Below are 24,609 nucleotides of genomic sequence, written 5' to 3' on the forward strand. Positions count from 1 at the left end.
TATGAATTATCTCGCTCATTCCTTTCTAACCTTCTCTGACGGACAGATCGTAGGACAATTTCTTGAAGACTTTATCCGGAACAAAGACCGCTTTTCTTTTCCTAAGGATATTCAGGATGGCATTACGCTGCACAGAGCTGTAGATACATTTACAGATTCCCATCCGGCCATTCATGAAGCTAAAAAGGCTTTCTCTCCTTTAGTCAGGCTGTATGCCGGGGCTTTTGTGGATGTTGCCATGGATTATTTCGTGGCCACTGATCTTTCCCTCCATTCTTTAGCTGAATGGAAGGCTCATTCCTTACGGGTATACAGAGTTCTGAACGAGCATGAGGAATGGCTTCCCGGCAACTTCAAAGTAATGTTGACTAAAATGGAAAAAGATGACTGGCTGTATAATTACCGTGAAGACTGGGGTATTCAATTCAGCATGCGCAATGTTCTGAATAAAGCAAAATATCTGACTCCTGACATTCCCGTTTTCGAAGCATTTCTAAAAAACAAACCTTTCCTTCAGGAGTGTTATAACAATTTTTTTCCGGATCTTCTTGATCATGCCAAAGGGATCAATGCAATGATTCAAATGGACCATAAATAAAAACACTTACAGGGAACGTAAGTGCTTTTTTAACAATTTGTGTTATTAGAATCCGCTGCCTTAAAGTTGGTAAATGGTGGTTTTATATTAAAACCGTTATTTAGCCTGTCTTTATTTATCCCCAATGTTGTAATCCCTACTTAATCAATAAGTATTTTTAAGACTAAAATTTTAATAGAAGTAAAAATGTTTCAACTATGTGACATTCTACTCTTTTTAATAAGCTTATGTTTTTATTTCTCCTGCAAATTATAATTTCAATAAAATCTTACTTGAACAGATCATTAGTTAAAAATTAATCATAACAAAATAGCTCTACACAAATATAATTTTTTTTAAGCAATAAACAAATATAATATGCATTAATTAATAAATAATACTTACATATGAATTATTAATAACTGATTAAGAAATTCATTGAAAAATAATTATCTATAATAATTAAAAAAATGATACAATTTAAAAATATTAATCAAAAATAAGTGATTTAATATGTATTTAAACTCTTAATAGGCAAAGCGGAAATTCCAGGCTAAAACTGTCGATATAAATACCGGTTGGGATAGGTAAGCTTTTCACTTTTTCTTTCACCATTCACAATCATGTGAACAATATTGATCTGATCATCAAAAAGATTATACAGAAAACTGACCGCCGACTCAACTTTTTTAGGAGTATTAAGCGTTTCCGACTCAAGAAAAACATTCACTGACTCACTGTCTTCTTCATATCCTACATAATTTATTTTTAAAAACTTTCCGTCAGCTTTTAATTTGAAATATTCTGCACAGTATTTTTCCAGAGCCTCATTAAGCCTGGCTTTGTATTTGCCGTCATTAAAATGGAAGGAACTGCCATATTTTTTACTTAACCCGTTTTCGAGATCATCCAGAAAAAATCTGCCTGTGATCTCAAAAGATTTAGATTTGGAATTATAATTAATTTCTACAGAACCTACATGATAAGGATGCTTCACTGTTGAAAAAGAGAATAAAAAAAATACCGGTAATAAAAACAGCCATAAATTCTTCATATGTCCTGACCTTTAAAATTTGTTCGAAATTAATCATTATTTTCGTACGCATTATATTTTTACGTTATGATGCAGGATTTCCTCTTTTATTTAAACCTTGGGTGGCAACATATTATTTCCCTGGATGCGCTGGACCATCAATTGTTTGTGCTGGCTCTGATCGCCGTATATTCTTACAGTGACTGGAAAAAAATACTGATTCTTGTAACCGCCTTTACAATCGGACATTCTATTACACTGGCATTGAGCATTCTTGATATTTTCAGAGTTCCTTCTGCCTGGGTAGAGTTTTTGATTCCTTTGACGATAGTCCTTACAGCTCTGGATAATATCCTCATGAAAAATAAAAAGCAGACGCTGATGCGGGCCAATTATTATCTGGCAGCCGTCTTTGGGCTTATCCATGGAATGGGTTTTGCGAATACGGCAAGAGTAATGATCGCCAAAAGCCAGAGTATCGCCATTCCGTTATTAGGCTTTAATATCGGATTGGAATTGGGTCAGATCGTTATTGTATCAGGTATTCTTATCCTTTTATTTATCCTTCTTAAAATTTTTAAGGTCAACAAAAAAGACTGGGTACTTTTTGTATCTTCAGGTGTATTTGCATTGGCTTTAAAAATGACTTTAGAAAGAATTCCTTTCTAAGTTTGAAACATTTTTAATAATTCGTCTACTTATTATTATCTTTGATAACTATTAAATCAATCCGGTAATGAAATTAAAAGCAGCCCTACTTTCATTTTCTGTATTTGCATATACAGGCTTCACCGCACAAAACATTCAGAATAACCCTGGAAGTAACCACGGAAACAGATTCGAGCAGCTTGGGACTATTCTTCCCACTCCCAATATTTACAGAACGGCTTCGGGAGCTCCCGGCCAGGGATATTGGCAGAACAGAGCTGACTATGATATTACAGCTTATCTTGATGAAGATAAAAGAAATTTAAAAGGTTCAGAAACCATTACCTATTACAACAATTCTCCGGATGATCTGGATTATATCTGGCTTCAGCTGGATGAAAATCAGCAATCTACTGTAAAGAATGCCGGTTATGCTTTTCCTTCCACCCTTCCGTCTTCTTCTAATGATCAGCAGCTGAAAGTGACTGAGCTGCCTGAAAAAGACAACGGCTATGGCGTGAATCTTGAAAAGGTGACGGATGCTTCGGGCAATCCACTGAAATATACCGTGAACAAGACGATGATGCGCATTGATCTGCCAAAAGTACTAAAGAAAGGAGAAAAACTGGTCTTCAAAGTAGACTGGAACTATAATATCCCGAACAGAATCAAAATGGGCGGCCGTGGCGGCTATGAGAACTTTGCCGAAGACGGAAATGATCTGTACACTATGACGCAATGGTACCCGAGAATGTGTGTATACAGTGATTTTCAGGGATGGCAGAACCATCAGTTCACAGGGCGTGGTGAGTTTGCTTTGGTATTCGGGAATTTTAAAGTTTCAATGAATGTACCTGCAGATCATATTGTAGGCGGAACCGGCGAATGTAAAAATTATGAGCAGGTTTTAACTTCAGATCAGATGGCAAGATACCGAAAGGCTGAAAGTGCTGCCGAACCCATAGAGATTGTAACGCTGGATGAAGCAAAAAAAGCTGAAAAAAATCATTCAAAACAAAGAAAGACATGGAATTTTGAAGCCAGTGATGTAAGAGATTTTGCCTGGACCTCATCCAGAAAATTTGTCTGGGACGGAATGCGTGTCACAATTCCTGAAAACAACAATAAAGTAATGGCTATGAGCTTTTATCCAAAAGAAGCTTACGGTCTTTACAGGAAATATTCTACAAAAGCGGTTGCCCACACCATCAAAACCTATTCTGAATTCACAATTCCTTATCCGTATCCTGTCGCACAGTCTGTAGAGGCAGCCAATGGAATGGAATACCCGATGATATGTTTCAATTTCGGAAGAACGGAAAAGGACGGAACCTATTCTGAGGGAACTAAAAACGGGATGATCGGAGTGATAATCCACGAGGTTGGTCACAATTTCTTCCCGATGATCATCAATTCTGATGAAAGACAGTGGAGCTGGATGGATGAGGGCCTGAATACATTCACAGAATATCTTACGGAAGAAAAATGGGACAATAAATTCCCATCCAAAAGAGGTCCGGCCTGGACGATTACAGATTATATGAAACTTCCCAAAGATCAGCTGGAACCTATCATGAGTAATTCTGAAAATATTATTCAATTTGGGCCGAATGCATACTCAAAACCGGCTACCGGATTAAATATTCTCCGTGAGACGATCATGGGAAGAGAACTTTTCGACAAGGCTTTTAAAACGTATGCAAAAAGATGGGCATTCAAACATCCTGAACCTGCAGACTTCTTCCGTACCATGGAAGATGCCAGCGGTGAGGATCTCGACTGGTTCTGGAGAGGATGGTTCTACGGAACAGATCCTGTAGATATTGCTATTGATAAAGTAAGTGTGGCTGTTCCGGATCTCAACACTCCTCCAAAAGCAGCCAAAGAAATAAAATATAAAGTGGAAGAACCTCTTCAGAACTCATTTGAAGATATTTCAAAGATCAGAAACAAAGAGGATAAAAATATTACATTCTATGTAGATAAGGATAAGGACCTGCAGGACTTTTATTACAGATACGACAGAGGCCAGGAGAAAATAGATGCTGACAAAGAATATACTGTAAAAATGGATGCTGGTGTTCCTCTGGATGTCAAGGATAAAGAGAAATTCAAAAATTTAACAGGCTACCAGATCGACTTTGTTAATAAAGGAGGACTGGTAATGCCTATCATACTTGAATTTACTTTTGAAGACGGAACAAAACTGTATGACAAGTCGTCTGCACAGATCTGGAGGCAGAATGAAAAGAAGGTTTCCAAGACGTATTATTTTGATAAAAAAATCAAGTCGATTCAGCTTGACCCCATGAGGGAAACTGCAGACATTGACACTACCAACAACTTATGGAGCAGTAGCGGTGCAGACAGTCAGGTTTCAAAATTCCAACTGTTTAAACAGAAGCAGGGCAATGGCCCGGTAAGGGGAGGATCCAACGGAAAAGTAAATCCGATGCAGGCTGCCGGAAAGAAATCATAAAAACTAAAAAAGGTTGTTTCACAAGAAGCAACCTTTTTTATTATAATGCAATATCTTAATAATTAGACTAAAGCCAATTTTCGATGTTCATTAAACATTAGGCGGAGTTAAAGCCCACCCCTATTGAATTCTTCAAATGCTATGTGAAAAAAATCTGCATAATCTGTTTGATCTGCGAGAAATTGCAAACAAAAAAATAATTCAGCCATCTAAAGCCTATCCCTATTGAACTTTTCAAACGCTATGTAAAAAAATCTGCGTAATCTGTTTGATCTGCGAGAAATTCAAACAAAAAAAATAATTCAGCCATCTAAAGCCCACCCTATTGAACTGTTCAAACGTTATGTAAAAAATCTGCGTAATCTGTTTAATCTGCGAGAAATTTCAAACAAAAAAAATAATTCAGCGATCTAAAGCCCACCCTATTGAACTGTTCAAACGTTATGTAAAAAATCTGCGTAATCTGTTTAATCTGCGAGAGATTTTAACCGAAAAAAATTAATTCAGATAAGCTTTTAAAGAATTTTTATACGTTCTCCCAAGCGGAAGTTTCTCCCCGTCTTTCAAATAGACATAAGCCACATCATAGGAACCGATATGAGAAGACAGAACAATATATGATTTGTGAATTCTGATAAATCCTAAGTTTTGAAATTTTTCTTCAAAATTGGACATCCGATCAAGGATCATATATTTTTTCAAAGGCGTCACCAAAATAATATATTCCCCGAATCCCTGTACCCATCGCACATCATCCAGAAGAACTTTGTGCATCACGTAATTGGATTTAAACATGATAAAATCTTCCTTCTTCTCCTGTTCCGCAGAATTTTTGAACTGCAGAAAATCTTTCGCTTTATTGATCGCTTTTTTAAAGGTCTCAAAATCCACCGGCTTTACAAGATAATGGACCACATCCAGTTCAAAAGCTTTGACGGCATACTGAGTTTCAAGCGTGAGAAATATACACAACGGCTTATAAGGCAACTGACGCAAAAGCTCAATTCCATTGATATAAGGCATATTAATATCCAGAATCACCAGGTCTACCCTATTCTGCTTAAGGTATTCCAAAGCTTCTTCCGGATCCTGAAAAACCTTCAGCAGATCCACACCTTCCATCTGTCCGCAATATTTTTGGATCAGCTGGAGCGCCGGATATTCATCATCTACACTTACAATCGTCAGATTAGCCATTACAGTTTAATTTTTAAAATAGTCTGATAGTCGTTCTCCACAGGTTCGGATATAAAAGTATATTTTCCTGCATAGTTTTTTTCCAAAATATTGATCACCGCTTCATTTCCCAGACCGCTGTCATTCATATTTCCGACAAGATTTTTTTTCTTTGATACAGAATTTCGGATCTCAAACAAAAGTTCCTGATCCTGTATTCTATAGCTGACATTGATATAACTCCCCGCCTCTACTCCCACCGCAGAATGTTTCAGGGCATTTTCAAATAACGTGAGACATATGGAAGGCGGAACATCAATTAATTCCAGGGTTTCTTCATTCTGGATATTGAAACCAATATTCAGGACATTATTATATTTCAGCTGATACAACCCTGCAAGAGATCTGATGGATGAAAACTCCTGGGCCATAGAAATTTTCTCTTTACCGGTATCATAAATCACATACTGAAGCAGTTTACTGAGCTGCAATATAGATTCTGAAGTATTTTCTGAAGGCTGGAAGCTTTTGGAATAAATATTATTAAGCGTATTCAGCAGAAAGTGGGGATTCATTTTAGATTTTAAAAGGTCCAGATACAACTGATCTTTTTCTTCACCCAGATCTTTAAAATCCTGCTCGATAAGAAATTTATCTTTTGTAATCCCGAGGAATGAGGCAACGAGGATCACAATCCCCTGTGCCGTATACACATTGAAGAGGAATTTGGTATTGGAAAGGGCCTCATTAAAATTCATATGGAAAACTGCCGGCTGCAACAGAATTCTGAAAAGGCTAGAGACCAGAAAACTGATCAAGGCATAGAGAATAAACTCAGGATATTTTTTGGAAAGATAGAATTCCGGGACCAGATAAAAGTAGACGAGACTGTAAATGCCGACATTAAAAATAATGACCGATAAAACACTCCAGATGAGTTCCGGAACATCCAGAAAGTAGTTTTCAGTAAAAAAAGTGATAACAATGAAGATCAAAAGGAAAAAAATATGCTGAAACTTCAGCAAAAATCCCCAATGATAGTCCATCAGCTTTTTCAAAACCTTCGCATTAAACAAAAGCCTGAAAACCAATAATATAAATATAATATTTATAATTAAAAACATCTAAAAAGTCCAAATTTCAATCTTTCAAATATACCATCTTTTTTACCCCATCATACAGTTCACTGATAAAAACTGTCATTGATTGAAAAATAAATCTGCGGGTGGTTCTTATAAATATATTTGAGACATCAGGATATTAACTCAATATTACATGAAAATTAAATTCAGATTAATCATCATTTTGATGCTGGGAATGATCCGGCTCGCCAGTGCACAAAGCCGCGACAACTACAATATGTGGTTCCAGTATCTGATGTCTGCAAGACTGACGGATAAAAGTACACTCACCGCTCTTTCGCAGTACCGTTCCTTTGATCTGGCATATGATACAAGACTTTTTCTGGTTTCCGCCTATGTAGATTATGAAATAGCTAACGAAGTGAAACCCGCCGCCGGGTTCATGTTTCTGGTGCTGGACTCCTATAAGCCCGACCAATCAAAAAAAGAGCGGTATGAAAAAAGACCTTTCCAGCAGATGACCCTGGGAGGCAGTATCGGAAGAACTTCAGTTTCGCACCGTTTCCGTGTAGAAGAACGCTTTATAAGCAATCCGGATGAGTTCATCGTGAGGCTCCGCTATCTTATATCCCTGAGAATTCCGTTTAACAGAGCCGGAGAAAAAGAAAAGCTGTATGGCATTCTGAAAAATGAATTAAGGATGAACGTGGTGAAAGAAGATCCCTTTGACAGTAACCGTTTAACAGCCGGGTTCGGAATGAAGGTCGGAAAAAACGCAGCCATTGAAGTTGCTTTTATCAACCAGCTGGAAACCGGATCTACAAGCAATTACGGCTTTATCGGGTACAGAAACAGTTTCGACTGGAGAAAGAAAAACAAAAATAAATAACTATAAATAAAATCATCTATGCTTACCTTCCTTGGATTCGTCATGATTCTCATCTTCATGGTTCTGATCATGAACAAGAAAATGACTCCGCTTACCGCATTGGTCATCGTCCCCGTAACCGTAGCTCTCTTTGCTGGTTTCGGCCCTGAACTGGGAGAGATGATGAAAAATGGGGTTAAAGAAATAGCCCTGACCGGTGTTATGCTCATCTTTGCCATTCTATATTTCAGCCTGATGATCGATACAGGACTTTTTGAACCTTTGGTCAATATCATTTTAAAAGCAGTTGGGGACAACCCCATCAAAACAACAATAGGAACTGCTATTCTTACCGCTTTGGTATCCCTGGACGGCGACGGCTCTTCCACGTATTTAATTGTCGTAGCTGCCATGCTTCCTCTTTATAAAAGACAGGGCATGAACCCGCTGATCCTTACCTGCATTATTATGCTTGCCGGACAAATTATGAATATCCTTCCCTGGGGCGGCCCTACAGCAAGAGTAATGAGTTCTCTTAAGCTGGGACACACAGAAATTTTTGTTCCTATGATCCCGATTATGGCGATAGGAATTCTGTGGGTAATATTCGTGGCCTATATTTTAGGGAGAAGAGAAAAAATAAGAATTGCCAAGCACGGGAAATTCACCAATTATAACTCAAATGATATCATTGGGGAAGTAGATCTTAAGCTGAGACGCCCGAAACTGATCCTGATCAACCTGGCTCTTACGGTCGCTCTTCTGGTGGTAATGATCCTGGATATTGTTCCTTTGGGCATTGCTTTTATGATTGCTTTCTGTATTGCTTCCATCATCAATTACCCGAAACTGAAAGATCAGCAGAAAATAATTTCCAAACATGCAGGAAATGCTTTATCAGTAGCCGGAATGATCTTCGGGGCCGGAATTTTTACCGGGATCCTTAATGGCTCAGGCATTATGCAGGCGATGGGAAACAGCATGATAGAAATAGTCCCGAAAAGCTGGGGAGGATATATGAATATCGTTACCGCCGTATTCAGTATTCCATTTACCTTCTTCTTATCCAATGATGCCTATTATTTTGGAATTTTACCAATTATTGTTGCTACGGGACATCAGCTGGGAATTTCACCGGAAATACTGGGAAGGGCAAGCCTTATCGGACAGGGATCACATCTGCTGAGCCCGCTGGTTCCGTCTACCTATTTATTAGTCTCACTGGCAGGGGTAGAATTTTCAGACCATTTGAAATATACCTTAAAATGGGCTTTGGGATCTTCCATTGTGATGCTGTTGGCAGGACTGATTTTGGGAGTTATCTAAATCCTGTTTCGTCAGTTATCCTGAATTCGGAATAAGAAGATGTTTGAAAACACTTGCATGTATAATAAGGTAAGCAAAGGCATTTCATTCAACAAGGTAATACCTATATTCCCTGTGTATTGCGTACCAATAAGTGAAACGGCTTTGTTTATCTTAAAATCAACCGAATGCTTTTTAAAAGCTTTGTTTATCATTACGTTTAATTTAATCCTTATCCGAATTCAGGTTAATTATCATTATATTTCGGAAGTATAAATAAATTCCAGGTTATGTACGGACCGCATATTTTTTTCAGATGAGCTTTTTTGAAACAAAAAAAACATTCACAGGAAGGTATTTAAAGAATCTTACCTTATATGTATTTGCCGCAATTATCGGTGGAGTGCTCACAGGATATTATGCCCCTGAAGCAAGCATTCAGCTGGGAATTGTAAGCCGGTATTTTTTCATGGTTCTGGAAATGCTGATCCTTCCGATTATTTTCATGGCGATCATGTATGGAATTTGCCAGCTTTCCGGGATCAGAAATGCAAGCAGCATCGTTTGGAAGACCATTCTCTATTTTCTCATCATCAGTTCGGTGGCTATTATTTTAGGATTTATCTTCGGATTTGCGGTAAAGCCCGGAGCCGATACCGGAATTGATACGGTAAAAATCAGTAGATCCCTTCCCAAAACATTTGAGATCAACGATACCAGCCTATCCGGCACTCTGTATCTCAACAGACACGGGATTTTTCTTATTGTTTCCATCCTGGCCGGGATTTTTATGAATCTTTCCGGAGCCAGAGAAAAGTTCCTGAATATATTGGATCATGGCCTTAAGATCTTTTATGCCGTGATCAAGTATCTCTATCTTATTCTCCCCGTTATTATTTTCTGTAATATCGCATATGGAATTGCAGTATATGGCATCAATACTCTTCTGCCGCTCAGTAAAGTTGTGGCAACGGTATATCTGGCTGATATTGTCTTTATCTTTGGAATTTTGGGAATTGTTTCTTATCTGTTCAAAATTCAGCTTTGGAAGTTCTTGCTTGATTTAAAGGAAGAGATCATCCTGGTCATTACAACATCCAGTTCCAAAACAGCCTTTCCGCTGATCTTTGAGAAAATGGAGTCTGAAGGCTACAGCAGAAAAATTTTGAGGTTTGTGATTCCTTTGGGGTATAATTTCAATCTTTCCGGAGCCTGTATTTACATTTCTGTGACCTGCTGTTTTCTTATTCAGTTTTATAATATTTCTTTAACCGTTACCGATTATCTGTGGCTTTTCGTTATTATTTCCATTACTTCAAAAACGGCATCGGGCGTTCCGGGATCAGGATTCCTGGCTCTTATTTTTACATTGAACAGGTTTGGAAAAATCCCTCTTACGGATCTTGCCCTTCTTTACAGTGTAGACCGTTTTATGAATGAAGCGAGATCTGTGACCAACTTTATCAGTATTGCCATTTCCGGGGCCGTGATCTCGAAGATAGACCAGTCTTCAAAAAAATAATAACCTAAAGTGATATCTATTAAATCCATAAATTTGAGGTCAAAATAATTAATGGTCATGAAAAAAATTTTAAGTACATTTTTACTTACCTCCGCAATACTATTGAATGCCCAAGAGAAGCCAACATATCCTGAATTGACTGCAAACACAAAAAGAATAGATTTAAAACTTCCAAAAACCGAAAATGAAAAAAATTATAAAGTAGAAGTTCGTTTTGGATTAGAAGTTAATGTTTCAGAATGTGAAGATCCCAAAGATTTTACTTTTAACAAACAAAATTTAAAACACGGATATGGGTTGCCTAATTATAGATATGAATATTATTCAGTTGCAGAAAACCAACCCATAGAAATCTTCAGCGTAAATAATCCAGGTAATTGTAATAAAAACAAAAAAGTGGTAAAAAAGATTTTAAGTGTTCAAAATATTTTCATGGAATACAATGGATATTTCTCTACCCCTTTTTTCATTCCAAAAAATTGGACTATTGAATACAGATTATGGAAAATTGATGGGGAATTCAAAACAGTTCAATAAGATTACAAAACATCTAGCCTTATCAATTTTGTCTGAAAATATAGCAAAACATTTGCATCAACTTCTTAGAACACTAAAATTCAACACACTATTCCCTTTATTTTTTTTGTATTTGTTTTCGTAGAAAAAATCAATCTGATTCAGGAAAAACTAAGCAGGAAAAGTATGATTGTAACTCTTTATTTTAATTTTTAGGATTTAACCTAACGTATTCACAAAATAAATCTGAAACTGAGAATGTTCAGTATTCCTAAGAAAAACTTTGCCAGGGCCCTTCTACGAATAAGCGTTAAAATACTGAGAATCAAAATACAAAAGCCATAAATAAATCTACAAACAGTGTATAATCTGATTATAATTTTTTTTATCTTTGATATACACTTAACACATCAATCGTCAAAATCCTGATTGACATTAAATGTTCAGGAATGTAGAACCAACACTGTATTATTTATGAAAAATGCTAAATCATTAAGCAGAGACGCCCAGAAATCCATTATCGGAGGTGCAGCAAGAGCTGTTTGCTGCGAATGGGACGAACAGGGAAGATGTACTTTATGGATCGGACCGGGACAGCACTGTCCTTAATCCACTAATTATTAGAGTTAAATACAAAAGCCGGAATTGTCCGGCTTTCTTTTTTTCCATTTTTCTGCCAAATTTTCACACTGGGAAATAAAATTCTGCCATTTCATCCACAGGTCTCTCATGGCATACATTTAGAGAATTATAATGGAGAATTAATTAAAAAATAAATATATTATGTCAGTAAACTTTAAACCATTAGCAGACAGAGTTTTGATCGAGCCGATCGCTGCAGAAACTAAAACAGCTTCAGGTATTATTATTCCGGACACCGCAAAAGAAAAACCACAGGAAGGTACAGTAGTAGCAGTAGGTCCAGGAAAAAAAGATGAGCCTACAACTGTTCAGGTAGGTGACAAAGTTCTTTATGGAAAATACTCAGGAGCTGAATTAAAGCTGGAAGGAAAAGATTATTTAATCGTAAGAGAAGCTGATTTATTAGGAATCATCGGTTAATTTGTAAAAAGTAAAATGTATTCATGTAAAATGACTCATGAATATACTATTCATTAAACCTTATACAAAATACATTAATACAATAAAAAGATTATGGCAAAAGAAATAAAATTCGATATTGAATCAAGAGACGCTTTAAAAAGGGGAGTTGATGCATTGGCTAATGCAGTAAAAGTAACTTTAGGACCAAAAGGAAGAAACGTAGTGATTGAAAAATCTTTCGGAGCTCCTCACGTAACTAAGGACGGTGTTTCTGTAGCGAAAGAAATCGAACTTGAAGACAGAGTAGAAAATATGGGAGCACAGATGGTAAAAGAAGTGGCTTCCAAAACCAATGATATCGCAGGAGACGGTACTACTACCGCTACTGTATTGGCACAGGCTATCGTAAGAGAAGGTCTTAAGAACGTAGCTGCAGGTGCTAACCCAATGGATCTGAAAAGAGGAATCGACAAGGCAGTAACTGCAGTAGTTGAAAACCTTAAATCTCAGTCTAAAACCGTTGGAGATTCTACAGAAATGGTGAAGCAGGTAGCTTCAGTTTCTGCAAACAACGACGAGACTATCGGATCTCTGATCGCTGAGGCTTTCGGAAAAGTAGGTAAAGAAGGGGTAATCACTGTAGAAGAAGCTAAAGGTATCGACACAACCGTAGATGTTGTAGAAGGTATGCAGTTCGACAGAGGATACCAGTCTCCTTACTTCGTGACTAACCCTGAAAAAATGGTAGCTGAAGTAGAAAACCCTTACATCCTTTTGGTAGAGAAGAAAATCTCTTCTATGAAAGAATTGCTTCCGGTTCTTGAGCCGATTGCACAGGGTGGAAAATCTCTATTGATTATCTCTGAAGAAGTGGAAGGTGAAGCTTTAGCTACTTTAGTGGTAAACAAATTAAGAGGTTCTCTTAAAATTGCTGCTGTAAAAGCTCCAGGATTCGGAGACAGAAGAAAAGCAATGTTGGAAGATATCGCCATCTTAACTGGCGGACAGGTTATTTCTGAAGAGCAAGGTTTCACGATGGAAAACATCTCTCTGGATATGCTTGGAACAGCTGAGAAAGTAACAATCGATAAAGATAACACGACGATCGTAAACGGTGGTGGTGACGAAGCTAAAATCAAAGGAAGAGTAGCTCAGATCAAAGCTCAGATGGAAACTACTACTTCTGACTATGACAGAGAGAAACTTCAGGAGAGACTGGCTAAATTAGCCGGTGGTGTTGCTGTACTTTACGTAGGTGCAGCTTCTGAGGTGGAAATGAAGGAGAAAAAAGACAGAGTAGATGATGCACTTCACGCTACAAGAGCAGCCGTTGAAGAAGGTATCGTTGCCGGAGGTGGTGTTGCTTTAGTAAGAGCAATCTCAGCTTTGGAAAACCTTACAGGAATCAATTCTGATGAAACTACAGGAATCAAAATCGTAAAAAGAGCAATCGAGGAGCCATTAAGACAAATCGTTGCCAACGCAGGTGGTGAAGGTTCTGTAATCGTTGCTAAAGTAGCAGAAGGTACAGGAGATTTCGGATACAATGCTAAAACTGACGAGTATGTGAACATGCTTGAAGCAGGAATCATTGACCCTACGAAAGTAACAAGAGTGGCCCTTGAAAATGCAGCTTCTGTTTCCGGAATGCTTTTAACCACTGAATGTGTAATCACTGAAGTGAAAAAAGACGAGCCAGCTATGCCAATGGGAGGTGGAATGCCAGGAATGATGTAACGGTCAGTGACCGCGGCAATGTAATATACTAACCGCTCTATTTTTATAGGGCGGTTTTTATTTTATAAAAAATCCAATGGACTTCTTACTTGAAACTTTATTCGCAATTGTATATATTATATATTAGCGTAATGCGTAAATTTGGATGTTAGCAGACATTTTAGAAAAAACCGAACCGAACAATGAAAAGAATTATACTTTTATTATTGATACTATTTAGTATAACATTAAGTTATTCTCAAAATCTTTATCCTGAGAAATACAAAGATTGTAGTTTAACTTCCTTTTGTCTTGATTGTGGAGAAACTAGAGCTGAACCTCAAAACTCAATAATAAATGAATTGTTGAACAAATTTGATAAAAAAAGTTTAAGTAAAATAAAAGGAAATATTGAAGTACAAATTTTAATTGACGAATATGGAAATCCTTGCCTGCTAAGTTCATTAAATCAAACTAATATCTCCTCAAAAAAATTAGGTTTACAGAATGCAATAAACTCAACGTCAAATTGGGAACCTGCAATTTCAGAAAATAAAAAAATAAATAGCTCTGTTTCGCTAATTTTTCAATTTGAAAATAGCAACTTTTCTGCAAAGCGTAAAGTCTTTGACTTTAAAAATCAATCAAATGCAAAATCTGTTGGAAGTCCTGATATAAAAGGAACAGATAAAGAAAAACTTTCAAAAGGTTGGACTGTATTCACCCAACAAAACTCAGAGCTACCTTGGGATATGACAAGAGCTGTCGCAAATGATTTGGACAATAATATTTGGATTGGAACAGATAATGGAATTGTAAAAATAAATAATAAAAAATGGGAACATTTCAGCTCAAAAAACACATTAATCTCTCCTCCTGCTTATAATAAAAATGAAACACAATCAATACGAAATTTAGAGGTTGACAAAAATAACAATAAATGGTTTGTTGCTGGTTGGGATGTTTATAAATATGACAATAAAAACTGGATAAAATACGACTCAATAAATTCTCCAATAAATTGGGCAAGAAAAATATTTGTTGACCACTCAAATAATGTATGGTTTACGTCTTGGGATGGAGTAGCAAAGTTTGACGGAAAGAATTGGTCAGTAATTAACAAGCAAAATTCAAATCTACCAACTGACAAAACCCTTGGTGTTTATGTAGACAAGAAGGATAGAATTTGGATTGGAACATTTGAAGGAAACGTAATTATCGAAAACGGTGTAACGAAATTGTTAAACGAGAAAAATTCGCCTTTATCAAAAGCGTACATTTCAAAAATCTATGAAGATAAAAAAGGAAATTTATGGTTTGACTTATACAACGATAAATCAAATGAAGCTGGAATTTATGTATTAGATTTACAACAAAAATGGACAAGAATAAATCATTCAAATCCAAAAATGTTCAGTGAAAATGCAATCAATGATTTTTATTTAGATGAAGAAAGCAATTTGTTATGGATAACATTAAGCGGAGTTGGTGTTTTAAGTTATGATACAAACTCAAAAAAATGGGAAACTTACACAAATAAAAATTCAAACGTTCCAAGTATTTACTGCGAGAGAATAACGAAAGACAAAGATGGTTCAATTTGGATTGCGACTTATGCTGGAGTAATCAAACTTAATAAATAAAAAAACATCTACTAACATAGTATTACCAAAAGCGAGGCTGAAGGTTCTGTAATCGTTGCTAAAGTAGCGGAAGGTACAGGAGACTTCGGATACAATGCTAAAACTGACGAGTATGTAAACATGCTTGAAGCAGGAATCATTGACCCTACGAAAGTAACAAGAGTTGCCCTTGAAAATGCAGCTTCTGTTTCCGGAATGCTTCTTACTACTGAATGTGTGATCACTGAAGTGAAAAAAGACGAACCTGCTATGCCAATGGGTGGCGGAATGCCGGGAATGATGTAACGGTCAGCGACCGAGGCAATTTAATATACTAACCGTTCTACTTTTTGTAGGGCGGTTTTTTTGTTTGGATTATGGTTTTCCGTAAGGAAATAGTATATTTATATTTGATATTTGATGATTAAAACCAAAAGAACATTAGCGTAATTGTATACTTGTGCAATGTGTAAATTTGGATGTAAGTGACACATCATTCCAAAACTAGATTTATTTCAATGAAAGATATATTTTTATCGATATTTAAAACAACTGAAGAGAGACTAAAAAATCCATTTATTGGAACATTTATCATTTCATTTATTGCATATAATTGGAAACCGTTATCAGTTTTCTTTTTATCAAGTCAGAAAATTGAACAAAGAATAGCGTTCATTTCTAATAATTACACAGATATTTTCAATTTATTAATTTATCCTCTTGTAACTTCTGTTATTTATATTGTCTTGCTTCCCTATTTAATGTGGCTATTTGAAAGCCTAATTTTTAAATCATATAAAGAACGTAATCAAAATCTCTATAAAAATAAGCTAATTGATATCAGTGGAAAAAAAAGCGTTGCTGAAAGTGAGATCGAATTAGAAAATCTTAAAGCAAATTATAAGGAAATGGCAGATTTAAATAAGCAACTACAATTATATAAAGATCAGATTTTCACTAAAGATTTAGATATAAAAACCCTAGAAGACAAAATCCATGATTTTGCACAATTAACAAATGATTTAGAAAGCACAATACAAGAGAAAGATAAAAAAATAAATAACTTATATGTCCAATTAGAAGATAGTGAAATAACAACAAGAAACTATTATGATGAATATGAAAATACTCCTCAAAAAACAATTCTAGATTTTGTAAACAATCTACATTTGATAAATAAAGCTGATAAAAATGAAAATAATACATTTTTTATTGATCGATTTATAGCTCTTGGATTATTACAAGTTAATAAAGATGACAATACTAGAAAAGAATATATTCAAATAACAGATAAAGGATTATTTTACATTAAAAGAGCATTTTCCTCACGAATCATATAAAAAATATTTAAAAACTATGACAAAAAAAGAAAATTCATCAAATACTGACCAAACAAAAATTTCATCGAAACAAACAGATCGAGACACACAATGGAGTTTTAAGTTTTTGTTAAATCAATTTAAAAATGAAAGTGATAGAGCTGCCGTAATATTGGTAGCTTCTATTTTAGATGAAACCTTACAAACCTTACTTAAATCACACCTTGTTCCGATACCTAATTCTGATGATTCTCTTTTTGATAATGCAACGAGCCCACTTTCTACCTTCAGTGCAAAAATTGATATCTGTTATAGAATAGGTCTTATTAGTGGAAAATTTTCTAGAGACATCCATATTGTTAGAAAAATCAGAAATTCATTTGCACATGATATTTATGGATGTAGTTTTGAAAATGGATCTGTTATTTCTAGAATTAAGGAACTTGAAAACTCCTTCGAAATTTCAAAAAGAATTGAAGAAGCCAAACATTTAGAAATATTAAATGGATATCGTGGAATGTTTCTTTTTTTATCATCTTGTATGATTTTTTATTTGAATAACTTAATAACAGAAAAAACAGAAATCAAAGAACAAGAACTAGAATGGTTTTATATAAATAATTCCACCGACAATATTGAAAATAATACTTTAAATCTAGATGTAGAGTTAAAAGATACAGACGAAAGTCCTTAAAAATACTACACCGTCGCTACCGCACGAATCCTTTCGTGCGGTAGCGACGGGGGATACTTTTATTTGAACTATTTATACATTTTGATATTAGCAACAATACCAACATTAATATGAACGAACTCATAGGACTTAGAAATATAAACTCTGTTAATACCATTAATGATATAAAACGAGATTTGTTATTTTTTGACAAATTATTTTTGGTAGGTTTAAGCGAATGGAAAGAGATTATAGAAAGCAAATCAATTAAGAACCACAGGGAATTAGTTGATCAGAAAGGATTGATACCATTAAATGATTTCATAATATATGATGGTTTATTAACAATGAGCAATTATGTTATTGAGAACTTCGGAAACTGGGAAAAATATTATAATGAAACAAAAAATGAAAAACTTGAAAATAGAAATCAAAATCTAGAATATTTAGTAAATGAAGGTAAAATAATATATGATTATACTGTATTGACAAACGGAAACTCTTACAATACTATCCATAAAAAAATTGCACCTATAATCGAATCAAAAATCAATACCGTTAAAAAACAAAATTTTCTTGAGTATTTTGAACTTTGCAATTTATGTCATGATTTAAAAACAAGAATTCTTTCAACATCGTATGATGAAAAAAAATTCACAGCTATTCCTTGTAATTCCTCAATTTATGAAATTGAGCATATAACAAATTTAAAAACTGAAACTTATAATTTGATTTTAGAAGACTTTCCTATTGTAGATGTCAATTTTATTGAATTAGAACAAATTTTTGACTTTAAAAATGATCCTGAAACATATAATTCAATTTGGGGTTTGAGGAACTGGATTAGCAATATTTCAAAGTCTAATAAAAGTGTAAGCGAGATTGAGGAAGAGTACAGATATTTAAAATATAAATATGAGCAAACTATAAAAATCCATAAGTTAAAAATCAGCAATAGTATTTTTCAAACAACTATACAAACAGGAGCCGAATTACTTGAAAATATAGCAAAATTAAAATTTGGAAAATTATCTGATTTATTTTTTAAATTCAAAGAAAATAAAATTTCAGTAATGGAATCCGAATTAAAAAGTGAGGGAAATCAATTTTCTTACTTATTCAAGGTCAAGGGAAAATTTAGATAAAAACTTATCTTTTATTTTGAATTCGAAAATATTAATAAACTAAAAATCTAGACCCTAATTACGATTTCTTTGCTATTTCAAAATCAAACAATTCCTGCGGATGAACTTCCAAGCCTTTAGCTAGCTCCTGTATTGTTGAAATTCTTAAATCAACTTCTCCTTTTTCAATTTTGCTGATATTACTATGGTCCACATCACATTTCTGAGCTAGCTCCCGATAGCTTAAATCCAACTTCTTTCTAAATTTTTCAACTCTTTTACCAAAAGCTATCACACCAAATCCACCAGCTCCGGCAAAGAAACTTCCAAAGCATCGGCTATTTCAAGCAAAGTATAAAGGGTGGGATTTACTTTACCATTTTCCAGTTTTTCAATAGCCTGGCGGTCTTTGTTGCAGGCACGGGCAAGATCAGATTGGCTCCAGCCTTTCTGCTGACGAAGCATAACAATTTGCTTACCTAATTCTATCTTTAACTTCTCTCTGGTCATAAATCAAATGTCAGCTAATTTGTTGACAAAATTGTCATATAAAAGATTGACAATTTAAAATTTCATTATACATTTGTCGTATAATTATATGACAATAATCAATTCAAGAAGACTTAAAATTCACACGAGATATCAGACAAATACTTACAGAATAATAACTGTCCCTGAAATTCGGCTCAAAGGAAAATGGCTTGATAAGCTGGGTTTTAAAGAAGGACAAATGGTGAATATAGAACAAAAGAAAAACAAGCTGACAATAACTATTGATAAGTCGTGAAATAAGAATTGCATCATCAACCTTAGCTTATGATCATATTACATTACAACCAATATTGTTGTCCCTACCGGAGTCCTCCGGTGGTTTCCTTCAATCTGCAGAAGGCTTCCGTACAGTTTATGTTATGAGAAACACAGATGCTTTAAACAAAAGTAAAAGTTGTTTTATGACAAACATAGGTGTTCGCAACTTCCGCCGGTTGTGATTAATGAAAAATAGGATTACAAAAGGCTATGTAACTTCAATAAAAGTATGTAGGATTAATACAATTTGTATATATTTAATCTTTGCGCAATGCTTAAATTTGTATGCTAAAATGAAATAATACAACTACCGATGAAAAAACAATTATTCATATTTATATTCTCTATCTTTCTAACGGGTTCAAACCTGTACGCCCAGCTTGATAAAAATGGAAATCCAATATTTAACAGTAAAAAAATAGAAAATTTCACTCTTGAGAATGTTGAAATAATTTCAAGCTATTACACCATTAAAGATAATATTGATAATAAGCAATCCTCAGTTTTTATCAATGAAAATCCAACTTCAGATGACTATTGGAATTTTTCGAGCAAATTACCTTCTTACTACTTCATGATTGCTGATAAAGGAAATGTCAAGGGAATGTTGATGCTAATTCCTAAAAGTGAAGATGATTCTTTTTTCTATAATGTAGTCATTCCCAACAAAAATGAAAGTTTTCAGATTCCTTCAAAATTAAAAGGGAAAATAACAGAGAACAGAGCAAAAGAATTAGCAGACATCAAAAAAAACAAGGCAATAATCAATGATGGCGTTCTAAAATTCAACAACAAAGATTTTCAGTTTTTAAAGTACAGTGATGTCATTGAAGAAGTGAAAAATATTGTAAAGGAAAAATTCATCGACATTCATGATGATGAAAATTCCACTCTTGAAAACTATATTAAAACAGAGTCTAAAGGAGGAAAGTTAGACTTCAAAAATACGGTTGAAAAATATGAAGGTGCCTTTATAAATTTTGATGGAATCCTGTATAACAAAAAGACTTTGCCATATTAATGTGGGGAGCTGCAGTAAAAAAAACAGGGATAACAGAACTCAACAAAGCACAATCACTTTGGCAGGAGATTAATGAAAGGAAATTAACAGAACCTGAATTAAAAGCATTGCGAAAAGGTTTTGAAACGAAATTTTAAAAAGTACTTTCTTGCTAATATCCCTTCGATTGAGCAACAAATTTAATTGCAAATAAAATGATACAGTTAGAAGAATTAGACAAAATCAAAATACTTGAATTTCTAAAATTACAAATGTCAAAAAAGAAATTTGTAGTAACTCCTACTTCTATTTTAAAAAAATGTGGTTTTCCTGTTTCTGAGCATCACTTCCTACTTGAAAATAAAGCACTGATTTTAAAACTAAAATATATTCTGGAAGAACTCAATGAAGAAGGTATTCTAATCCAAAGGGAAGCAAAACAGGATTTTAAAGGAGTAAAAGAAATTGGATATGACTTTATTACTTAATAACAATCAAGGGTGCTTTTTAAGTTCTCGGAATTGACTTCACCCTAATCCTTGAAGCTTAATTTTATATTGATACTCGGTATTAAAAAAATATCGAATTTTTAACAGAAATAAAACAAACACTAAATCTTTACACCCTTGAAAACAAAATTATTATTCCTTTCATTGTTGAGCTCATTATCAGCTCATGCACAAACACTCCATTTTAAAAGTCTTGCCAACATGTCTGCAGGCAGAGGTGCCATAACCAGCGTAATCGTGAATGATAATATCTATGTGAGCAATGGGTATCATGAAAAAGCAAGCGATGCGAAGTATGTTGAAAAATATAATATTACCAATAACAGTTGGAGTGTTCTCAATTCTACTCTACTTCCCAAAAGATTTGCTAATTCCGAAACTTACAATAATAAAATTTACATTTTTAACGGTTGGGGAAACAGCCATCTTGAAATTGTAGACCTAGCCACCCATAAGGTAACGAAGGGAGCTGTTAATCATTCCTATACCGGAAATGCAGGTTCTGCCATCTATAATGGCAAAATATATGTGTTTGGTGGCAGCGGATTAAACGGAGCTGCAACCACCGTATTTTCTAATAGATTCCAGTATTATGATATTGCTTCAAATACATGGAATCCGTTACCGGATATGCCCACAGCCAGAGAAGCAAAGGGTAAAATTGTTAATGATAAACTTTATGTAATTGGTGGTTTTAACGGTACTTCATCCCGCCTGATCAATGTTTACGACCTCAATACTAATCTTTGGATCAAACAATATACTATGCCTGCTGGTATATCCGGGCATTCATTAGCGGTATCCGGTAATAAGATTTTTATTGTAGGCGGTTATAATAATCAAACTTTTCTGGCTTATTTTGATACCACAACCAATAAGGTACATCAGTTATCCTCCAATATGATCCCCAGAAGACACGCTGCAGCGGAAGTATACAACAATAAATTATACATCATCGGTGGAAGTACAACATCTCTCACCAGCTCAGCTATTAAAAGCATACAAGTGGCAGATATTAACGAAAGCGGAGTCTCTGCAAATACTGCCGATGAAGATCAGGTATCTAAAACAAAGGTCTATACCAACGCAGCCAGAGACGGTTTTGTAATCAGTAATAAAAATAACAGTAATCAATTCGAATACACCATTTTCTCAATAGATGGAAAAAAGATCACCACAGGTTTTGCCTATTATAATAAAAATATAGATTTATCGAAAGTACGAACGGGGACTTATATTTTCAGTTATAAAAATGAAAAAGGACTCTTACAACAGGTTAGAATTATAAGATAATTATAAGCTTTTAAACATGAATATCAATTCTCTGATTTGTTCTCTCATGTTAATACATGCACGATTCACTTGAAATGGATGGATATTCTTATTGGAAAAAGAGTTTGACAATGGAGAGGCTAGAATAGAATACCCACCAAAAGCTAAATAAAACTGGCACTAACAAGTACTTTACGCTAGACGGGCTGAATGCAGGGAATCATATAATGATCAGTGAATGAGGTAACTTAATATATAAACCTCTCTATTTTGCAGGGTGATTGTTTGTTTAAAATATGTCTCCATAAGGAAATAGTATAAACACACGAAAGGATTCGTGAGGTAAAGGGACCAAAAACGACACCTTTCTTAAGTTTGCTAATGAATAAATTAAAACAACTATTTTATTTAAATTTACAAACAAAAAATCCACAAATAACCGGCCTCAAAATTAGCAATGGAAAACAGTTTTAAAAATTTCGAAACAACAATCAAGAAAAAACACAGCATCAATTTTACCCCCAAATATAAAGAAGACTTCAAAACATCTGTCAATGAAACATTATTCATTGCCATTGCAGAGAAAACATTTGAAAAATTGGACTGGGATATAATTTACAAAGATGATCATAATATAGAAGCAAAGCGTAAAGAAGCAGGCTGGATAAATGAACGCTGGACAGAAATTATTACAGCCAGTTATAAAAATGGTACTGTTTTAGTAAAAAGTGAATCCTTGGGTAACGAAATCTGGGATGCAGGAAAAAATTCTAAAAGAGTAAAGCTCTTCATTTATGCTTATCAGGAAACTTTAAAAACTTTTGACGGCCAAGCACTTAAAGAGCTTGAAAATGAAGTGGAAAAGAAAAATAATTGGGATGATTATATCATTCCTGAAACTTTGCCAAAGCCAATGCAAACAAAAGCCCCCAATATCGCATTGCCCATTATTGGAAGCTTATGTCTCTCATTAATTCTTGGTTTTGTCTTAGCATACCTTTCTGTAAAAGGATTGTACATTATTGTGCTGTTTGAGTTTTTGGTGGCAACTGCTATTGCTTTTGTGATGAAATACTTAATTAAACTTTCAAACTATACAGATTTTAGCAAATTGAAATATCTGCTGGGAGCAATGATTATATTGATTTATGTATTAAACCAATATTTTCAGTATGAACTCATTTTGAATGGAAACAATTTGGAAAGAATTGGATTTTTGAATTTTTTACAGATAAGATTTACGCAAGGTTTTACAGTAAATAAAATTAATTTAGGTTGGATTGGCTGGATCATCAGTTGGATCATACAATTAGGGCTCACCGGTATTTTTCTTTATTTAAAAATAGTTGCTGTACTCACCAATTATATTATTGAACGAGTTCCGGTTGAAGTCCTTGACTTCGCATTTTATCATGTGGTAAAAGAAAAATCAGAGAAAGAGATTAGAAGCGAACTTGCTAAAAAAGGTTGGTTTAACAAAAGGAACCAAGATGAAGTTTTGAAAGCAATTATGGGAACGCAAAATGCAATAGAATTGAATAGAATCAAATAAAAAAGCATGTTCATGTCAGAATGTATCCTAATTTGTAATTAAAAACTGGACCTTCTTTATATCAATTAAACCCTTCTATTTTTCCAGAACGGTTTTTTCTATTTTTACAACTACAAAAAAAGTGAACAAGACATGAAGAAAATAGAACAAAAAATAGACGAAGCCTTTAAAAACACTTTTCTGCTTCCCAGGGAAAAAGCAGTTACTAATTTCTTAGTTGATGTTCTAAGCTCTGAATATACATTCAGGGAAGATGATAAAAAAATTGAGGTGATCAGCCTGTATTATAATGCTTCAAGTCCTTTAAGTTCCTTATTTGTGTTGCCTAATTACGAATATTATTCTCCCGACAAAACCATCCAGGTCGCAGAGCTCCATTTGAAAGAACATTCATTTCAGGACTACTCTCCTATTGATGTTCAGGAATTATGCAAAAAAATACTGAATGAAAATAATATCGATTATTCTACCTACCTTGATGAAAATAACCATTTGGATTACGCTCATTACTGGGAAAACCAGTTCGGTCTGGAAACTGATTTCTTAATGAACTGCTGGAGGAATGCCAAAGAACAGACACAGTCTAAGATGCTGGGGTTTTTAGAATCTTCAGACGGCGAAAGTGGCATGTTTGATCTGGACAATAATTTTGTAATTCCGTTTGATGTTGAGCTTGATGACTATCTGCGGTCTCATGGCTTTATTGTCGAGAAGGAGAATTAACAATTATAATACTTGAACTGCATTTGAAAAAAATAATTG

The 24,609-nt window shown here is 34.6% G+C and carries 25 protein-coding genes and 1 pseudogene; 21 read left to right on the forward strand and 5 right to left on the reverse strand.

Annotation, left to right across the window (positions count from 1 at the left end; translation table 11 throughout):
- The first annotated feature begins 1 nt into the window (after position 1).
- Entirely contained in the window at positions 2–598 is a 597-nt protein-coding gene (locus J4Q03_RS01275; RefSeq protein ID WP_426046436.1) for an ACP phosphodiesterase, read from the forward strand.
- A gap of 532 nt (positions 599–1,130) precedes the next feature.
- Here the strand turns inward: J4Q03_RS01275 and J4Q03_RS01280 are convergent.
- Positions 1,131–1,631, reverse strand: coding sequence for a DUF6702 family protein (locus J4Q03_RS01280; RefSeq protein WP_426046437.1), 501 nt, complete (start codon positions 1,629–1,631; stop codon positions 1,131–1,133).
- Between the two features lie 69 nt (positions 1,632–1,700).
- Here J4Q03_RS01280 and J4Q03_RS01285 point away from each other — a divergent pair, with 69 nt between their 5' ends.
- Both J4Q03_RS01285 and J4Q03_RS01290 read left to right on the forward strand, forming a co-directional pair.
- Positions 1,701–2,279, forward strand: coding sequence for a HupE/UreJ family protein (locus J4Q03_RS01285; RefSeq protein ID WP_426046648.1), 579 nt, complete (start codon positions 1,701–1,703; stop codon positions 2,277–2,279).
- 67 nt (positions 2,280–2,346) lie between these two features.
- Positions 2,347–4,737, forward strand: a complete 2,391-nt coding sequence (locus J4Q03_RS01290; RefSeq protein WP_426046438.1) for a M1 family metallopeptidase — start codon at positions 2,347–2,349, stop codon at positions 4,735–4,737.
- A 498-nt stretch (positions 4,738–5,235) separates the two neighbouring features.
- Here J4Q03_RS01290 and J4Q03_RS01295 read toward each other — a convergent pair whose 3' ends face one another.
- The gene (locus tag J4Q03_RS01295) at positions 5,236–5,934 is read right to left on the reverse strand and encodes a LytR/AlgR family response regulator transcription factor (protein WP_426046439.1); all 699 of its coding nucleotides are present in this window, start codon (positions 5,932–5,934) and stop codon (positions 5,236–5,238) included.
- Positions 5,934–6,959 carry a sensor histidine kinase gene (locus J4Q03_RS01300; protein WP_426046440.1) on the reverse strand — a complete coding sequence of 342 codons (1,026 nt, stop codon included), beginning with the start codon at positions 6,957–6,959 and terminating at the stop codon, positions 5,934–5,936. The genes J4Q03_RS01295 and J4Q03_RS01300 overlap by 1 nt, the downstream gene beginning before the upstream one ends.
- 229 nt (positions 6,960–7,188) lie before the next feature.
- Between J4Q03_RS01300 and J4Q03_RS01305 the strand changes: the two genes are divergently transcribed.
- The 12 genes and pseudogenes from J4Q03_RS01305 (at position 7,189) to J4Q03_RS01360 (ending at position 18,725) form a co-directional block, all read left to right on the forward strand.
- Complete coding sequence (locus J4Q03_RS01305; protein ID WP_426046441.1) at positions 7,189–7,884, forward strand: DUF2490 domain-containing protein; 696 nt, start codon at positions 7,189–7,191, stop codon at positions 7,882–7,884.
- A gap of 18 nt (positions 7,885–7,902) precedes the next feature.
- Complete coding sequence (locus J4Q03_RS01310) at positions 7,903–9,189, forward strand: CitMHS family transporter (protein ID WP_426046442.1); 1,287 nt, start codon at positions 7,903–7,905, stop codon at positions 9,187–9,189.
- 295 nt (positions 9,190–9,484) lie between these two features.
- A complete protein-coding gene (locus J4Q03_RS01315) occupies positions 9,485–10,690 on the forward strand; it encodes a cation:dicarboxylate symporter family transporter (protein WP_426046443.1) in 1,206 nt (401 codons plus the stop codon).
- A 57-nt stretch (positions 10,691–10,747) separates the two neighbouring features.
- Complete coding sequence (locus tag J4Q03_RS01320; RefSeq protein WP_426046444.1) at positions 10,748–11,227, forward strand: ecotin family protein; 480 nt, start codon at positions 10,748–10,750, stop codon at positions 11,225–11,227.
- Positions 11,228–11,680: 453 nt separating this feature from the next.
- Positions 11,681–11,815, forward strand: a complete 135-nt coding sequence (locus J4Q03_RS01325) for a hypothetical protein (protein ID WP_262510879.1) — start codon at positions 11,681–11,683, stop codon at positions 11,813–11,815.
- Between the two features lie 174 nt (positions 11,816–11,989).
- Positions 11,990–12,268, forward strand: coding sequence for a co-chaperone GroES (locus J4Q03_RS01330; RefSeq protein ID WP_426046445.1), 279 nt, complete (start codon positions 11,990–11,992; stop codon positions 12,266–12,268).
- Between the two features lie 93 nt (positions 12,269–12,361).
- Positions 12,362–13,987 carry a chaperonin GroEL gene (gene groL / locus J4Q03_RS01335; RefSeq protein ID WP_116012366.1) on the forward strand — a complete coding sequence of 542 codons (1,626 nt, stop codon included), beginning with the start codon at positions 12,362–12,364 and terminating at the stop codon, positions 13,985–13,987.
- Between the two features lie 182 nt (positions 13,988–14,169).
- Entirely contained in the window at positions 14,170–15,609 is a 1,440-nt protein-coding gene (locus tag J4Q03_RS01340; RefSeq protein WP_426046446.1) for a ligand-binding sensor domain-containing protein, read from the forward strand.
- 21 nt (positions 15,610–15,630) lie between these two features.
- Positions 15,631–15,894 (forward strand): annotated as a pseudogene (locus J4Q03_RS01345) (TCP-1/cpn60 chaperonin family protein); the annotation flags it as partial.
- 212 nt (positions 15,895–16,106) lie between these two features.
- Complete coding sequence (locus J4Q03_RS01350) at positions 16,107–16,928, forward strand: hypothetical protein (protein ID WP_426046447.1); 822 nt, start codon at positions 16,107–16,109, stop codon at positions 16,926–16,928.
- 16 nt (positions 16,929–16,944) lie between these two features.
- Positions 16,945–17,601 (forward strand): hypothetical protein, encoded by a 657-nt coding sequence (locus J4Q03_RS01355; RefSeq protein WP_426046448.1) that lies wholly within the window; start codon positions 16,945–16,947, stop codon positions 17,599–17,601.
- Between the two features lie 110 nt (positions 17,602–17,711).
- Entirely contained in the window at positions 17,712–18,725 is a 1,014-nt protein-coding gene (locus tag J4Q03_RS01360; protein WP_426046449.1) for a hypothetical protein, read from the forward strand.
- Between the two features lie 58 nt (positions 18,726–18,783).
- Here the strand turns inward: J4Q03_RS01360 and J4Q03_RS01365 are convergent, their stop codons facing one another.
- Both J4Q03_RS01365 and J4Q03_RS01370 read right to left on the reverse strand, forming a co-directional pair.
- Complete coding sequence (locus tag J4Q03_RS01365; RefSeq protein ID WP_426046450.1) at positions 18,784–18,999, reverse strand: helix-turn-helix domain-containing protein; 216 nt, start codon at positions 18,997–18,999, stop codon at positions 18,784–18,786.
- The gene (locus J4Q03_RS01370; protein WP_426046451.1) at positions 18,996–19,214 is read right to left on the reverse strand and encodes a helix-turn-helix domain-containing protein; all 219 of its coding nucleotides are present in this window, start codon (positions 19,212–19,214) and stop codon (positions 18,996–18,998) included. Before J4Q03_RS01370 ends, J4Q03_RS01365 begins: the two co-directional genes overlap by 4 nt.
- Before the next feature lie 88 nt (positions 19,215–19,302).
- Here J4Q03_RS01370 and J4Q03_RS01375 point away from each other — a divergent pair, with 88 nt between their 5' ends.
- The 6 genes from J4Q03_RS01375 to J4Q03_RS01400 all read left to right on the forward strand — a co-directional run bounded on the left by J4Q03_RS01375 (position 19,303) and on the right by J4Q03_RS01400 (position 24,570).
- Positions 19,303–19,491 carry a SymE family type I addiction module toxin gene (locus J4Q03_RS01375; RefSeq protein WP_426046452.1) on the forward strand — a complete coding sequence of 63 codons (189 nt, stop codon included), beginning with the start codon at positions 19,303–19,305 and terminating at the stop codon, positions 19,489–19,491.
- Positions 19,492–19,827: 336 nt separating this feature from the next.
- A complete protein-coding gene (locus J4Q03_RS01380; RefSeq protein WP_426046453.1) occupies positions 19,828–20,535 on the forward strand; it encodes a hypothetical protein in 708 nt (235 codons plus the stop codon).
- Positions 20,536–20,729: 194 nt separating this feature from the next.
- Entirely contained in the window at positions 20,730–21,002 is a 273-nt protein-coding gene (locus J4Q03_RS01385; RefSeq protein ID WP_426046454.1) for a hypothetical protein, read from the forward strand.
- A gap of 138 nt (positions 21,003–21,140) precedes the next feature.
- On the forward strand, positions 21,141–22,316 hold the full coding sequence (locus tag J4Q03_RS01390) for a Kelch repeat-containing protein (RefSeq protein ID WP_426046455.1): 1,176 nt from the start codon (positions 21,141–21,143) through the stop codon (positions 22,314–22,316).
- Between the two features lie 436 nt (positions 22,317–22,752).
- The gene (locus J4Q03_RS01395) at positions 22,753–23,847 is read left to right on the forward strand and encodes a hypothetical protein (protein ID WP_426046456.1); all 1,095 of its coding nucleotides are present in this window, start codon (positions 22,753–22,755) and stop codon (positions 23,845–23,847) included.
- Positions 23,848–23,979: 132 nt separating this feature from the next.
- A complete protein-coding gene (locus tag J4Q03_RS01400; protein ID WP_426046457.1) occupies positions 23,980–24,570 on the forward strand; it encodes a hypothetical protein in 591 nt (196 codons plus the stop codon).
- Positions 24,571–24,609: the final 39 nt, after the last annotated feature.

Source organism: Chryseobacterium sp. NFX27, assembly GCF_049887855.1.
Lineage (GTDB): Bacteria > Bacteroidota > Bacteroidia > Flavobacteriales > Weeksellaceae > Chryseobacterium.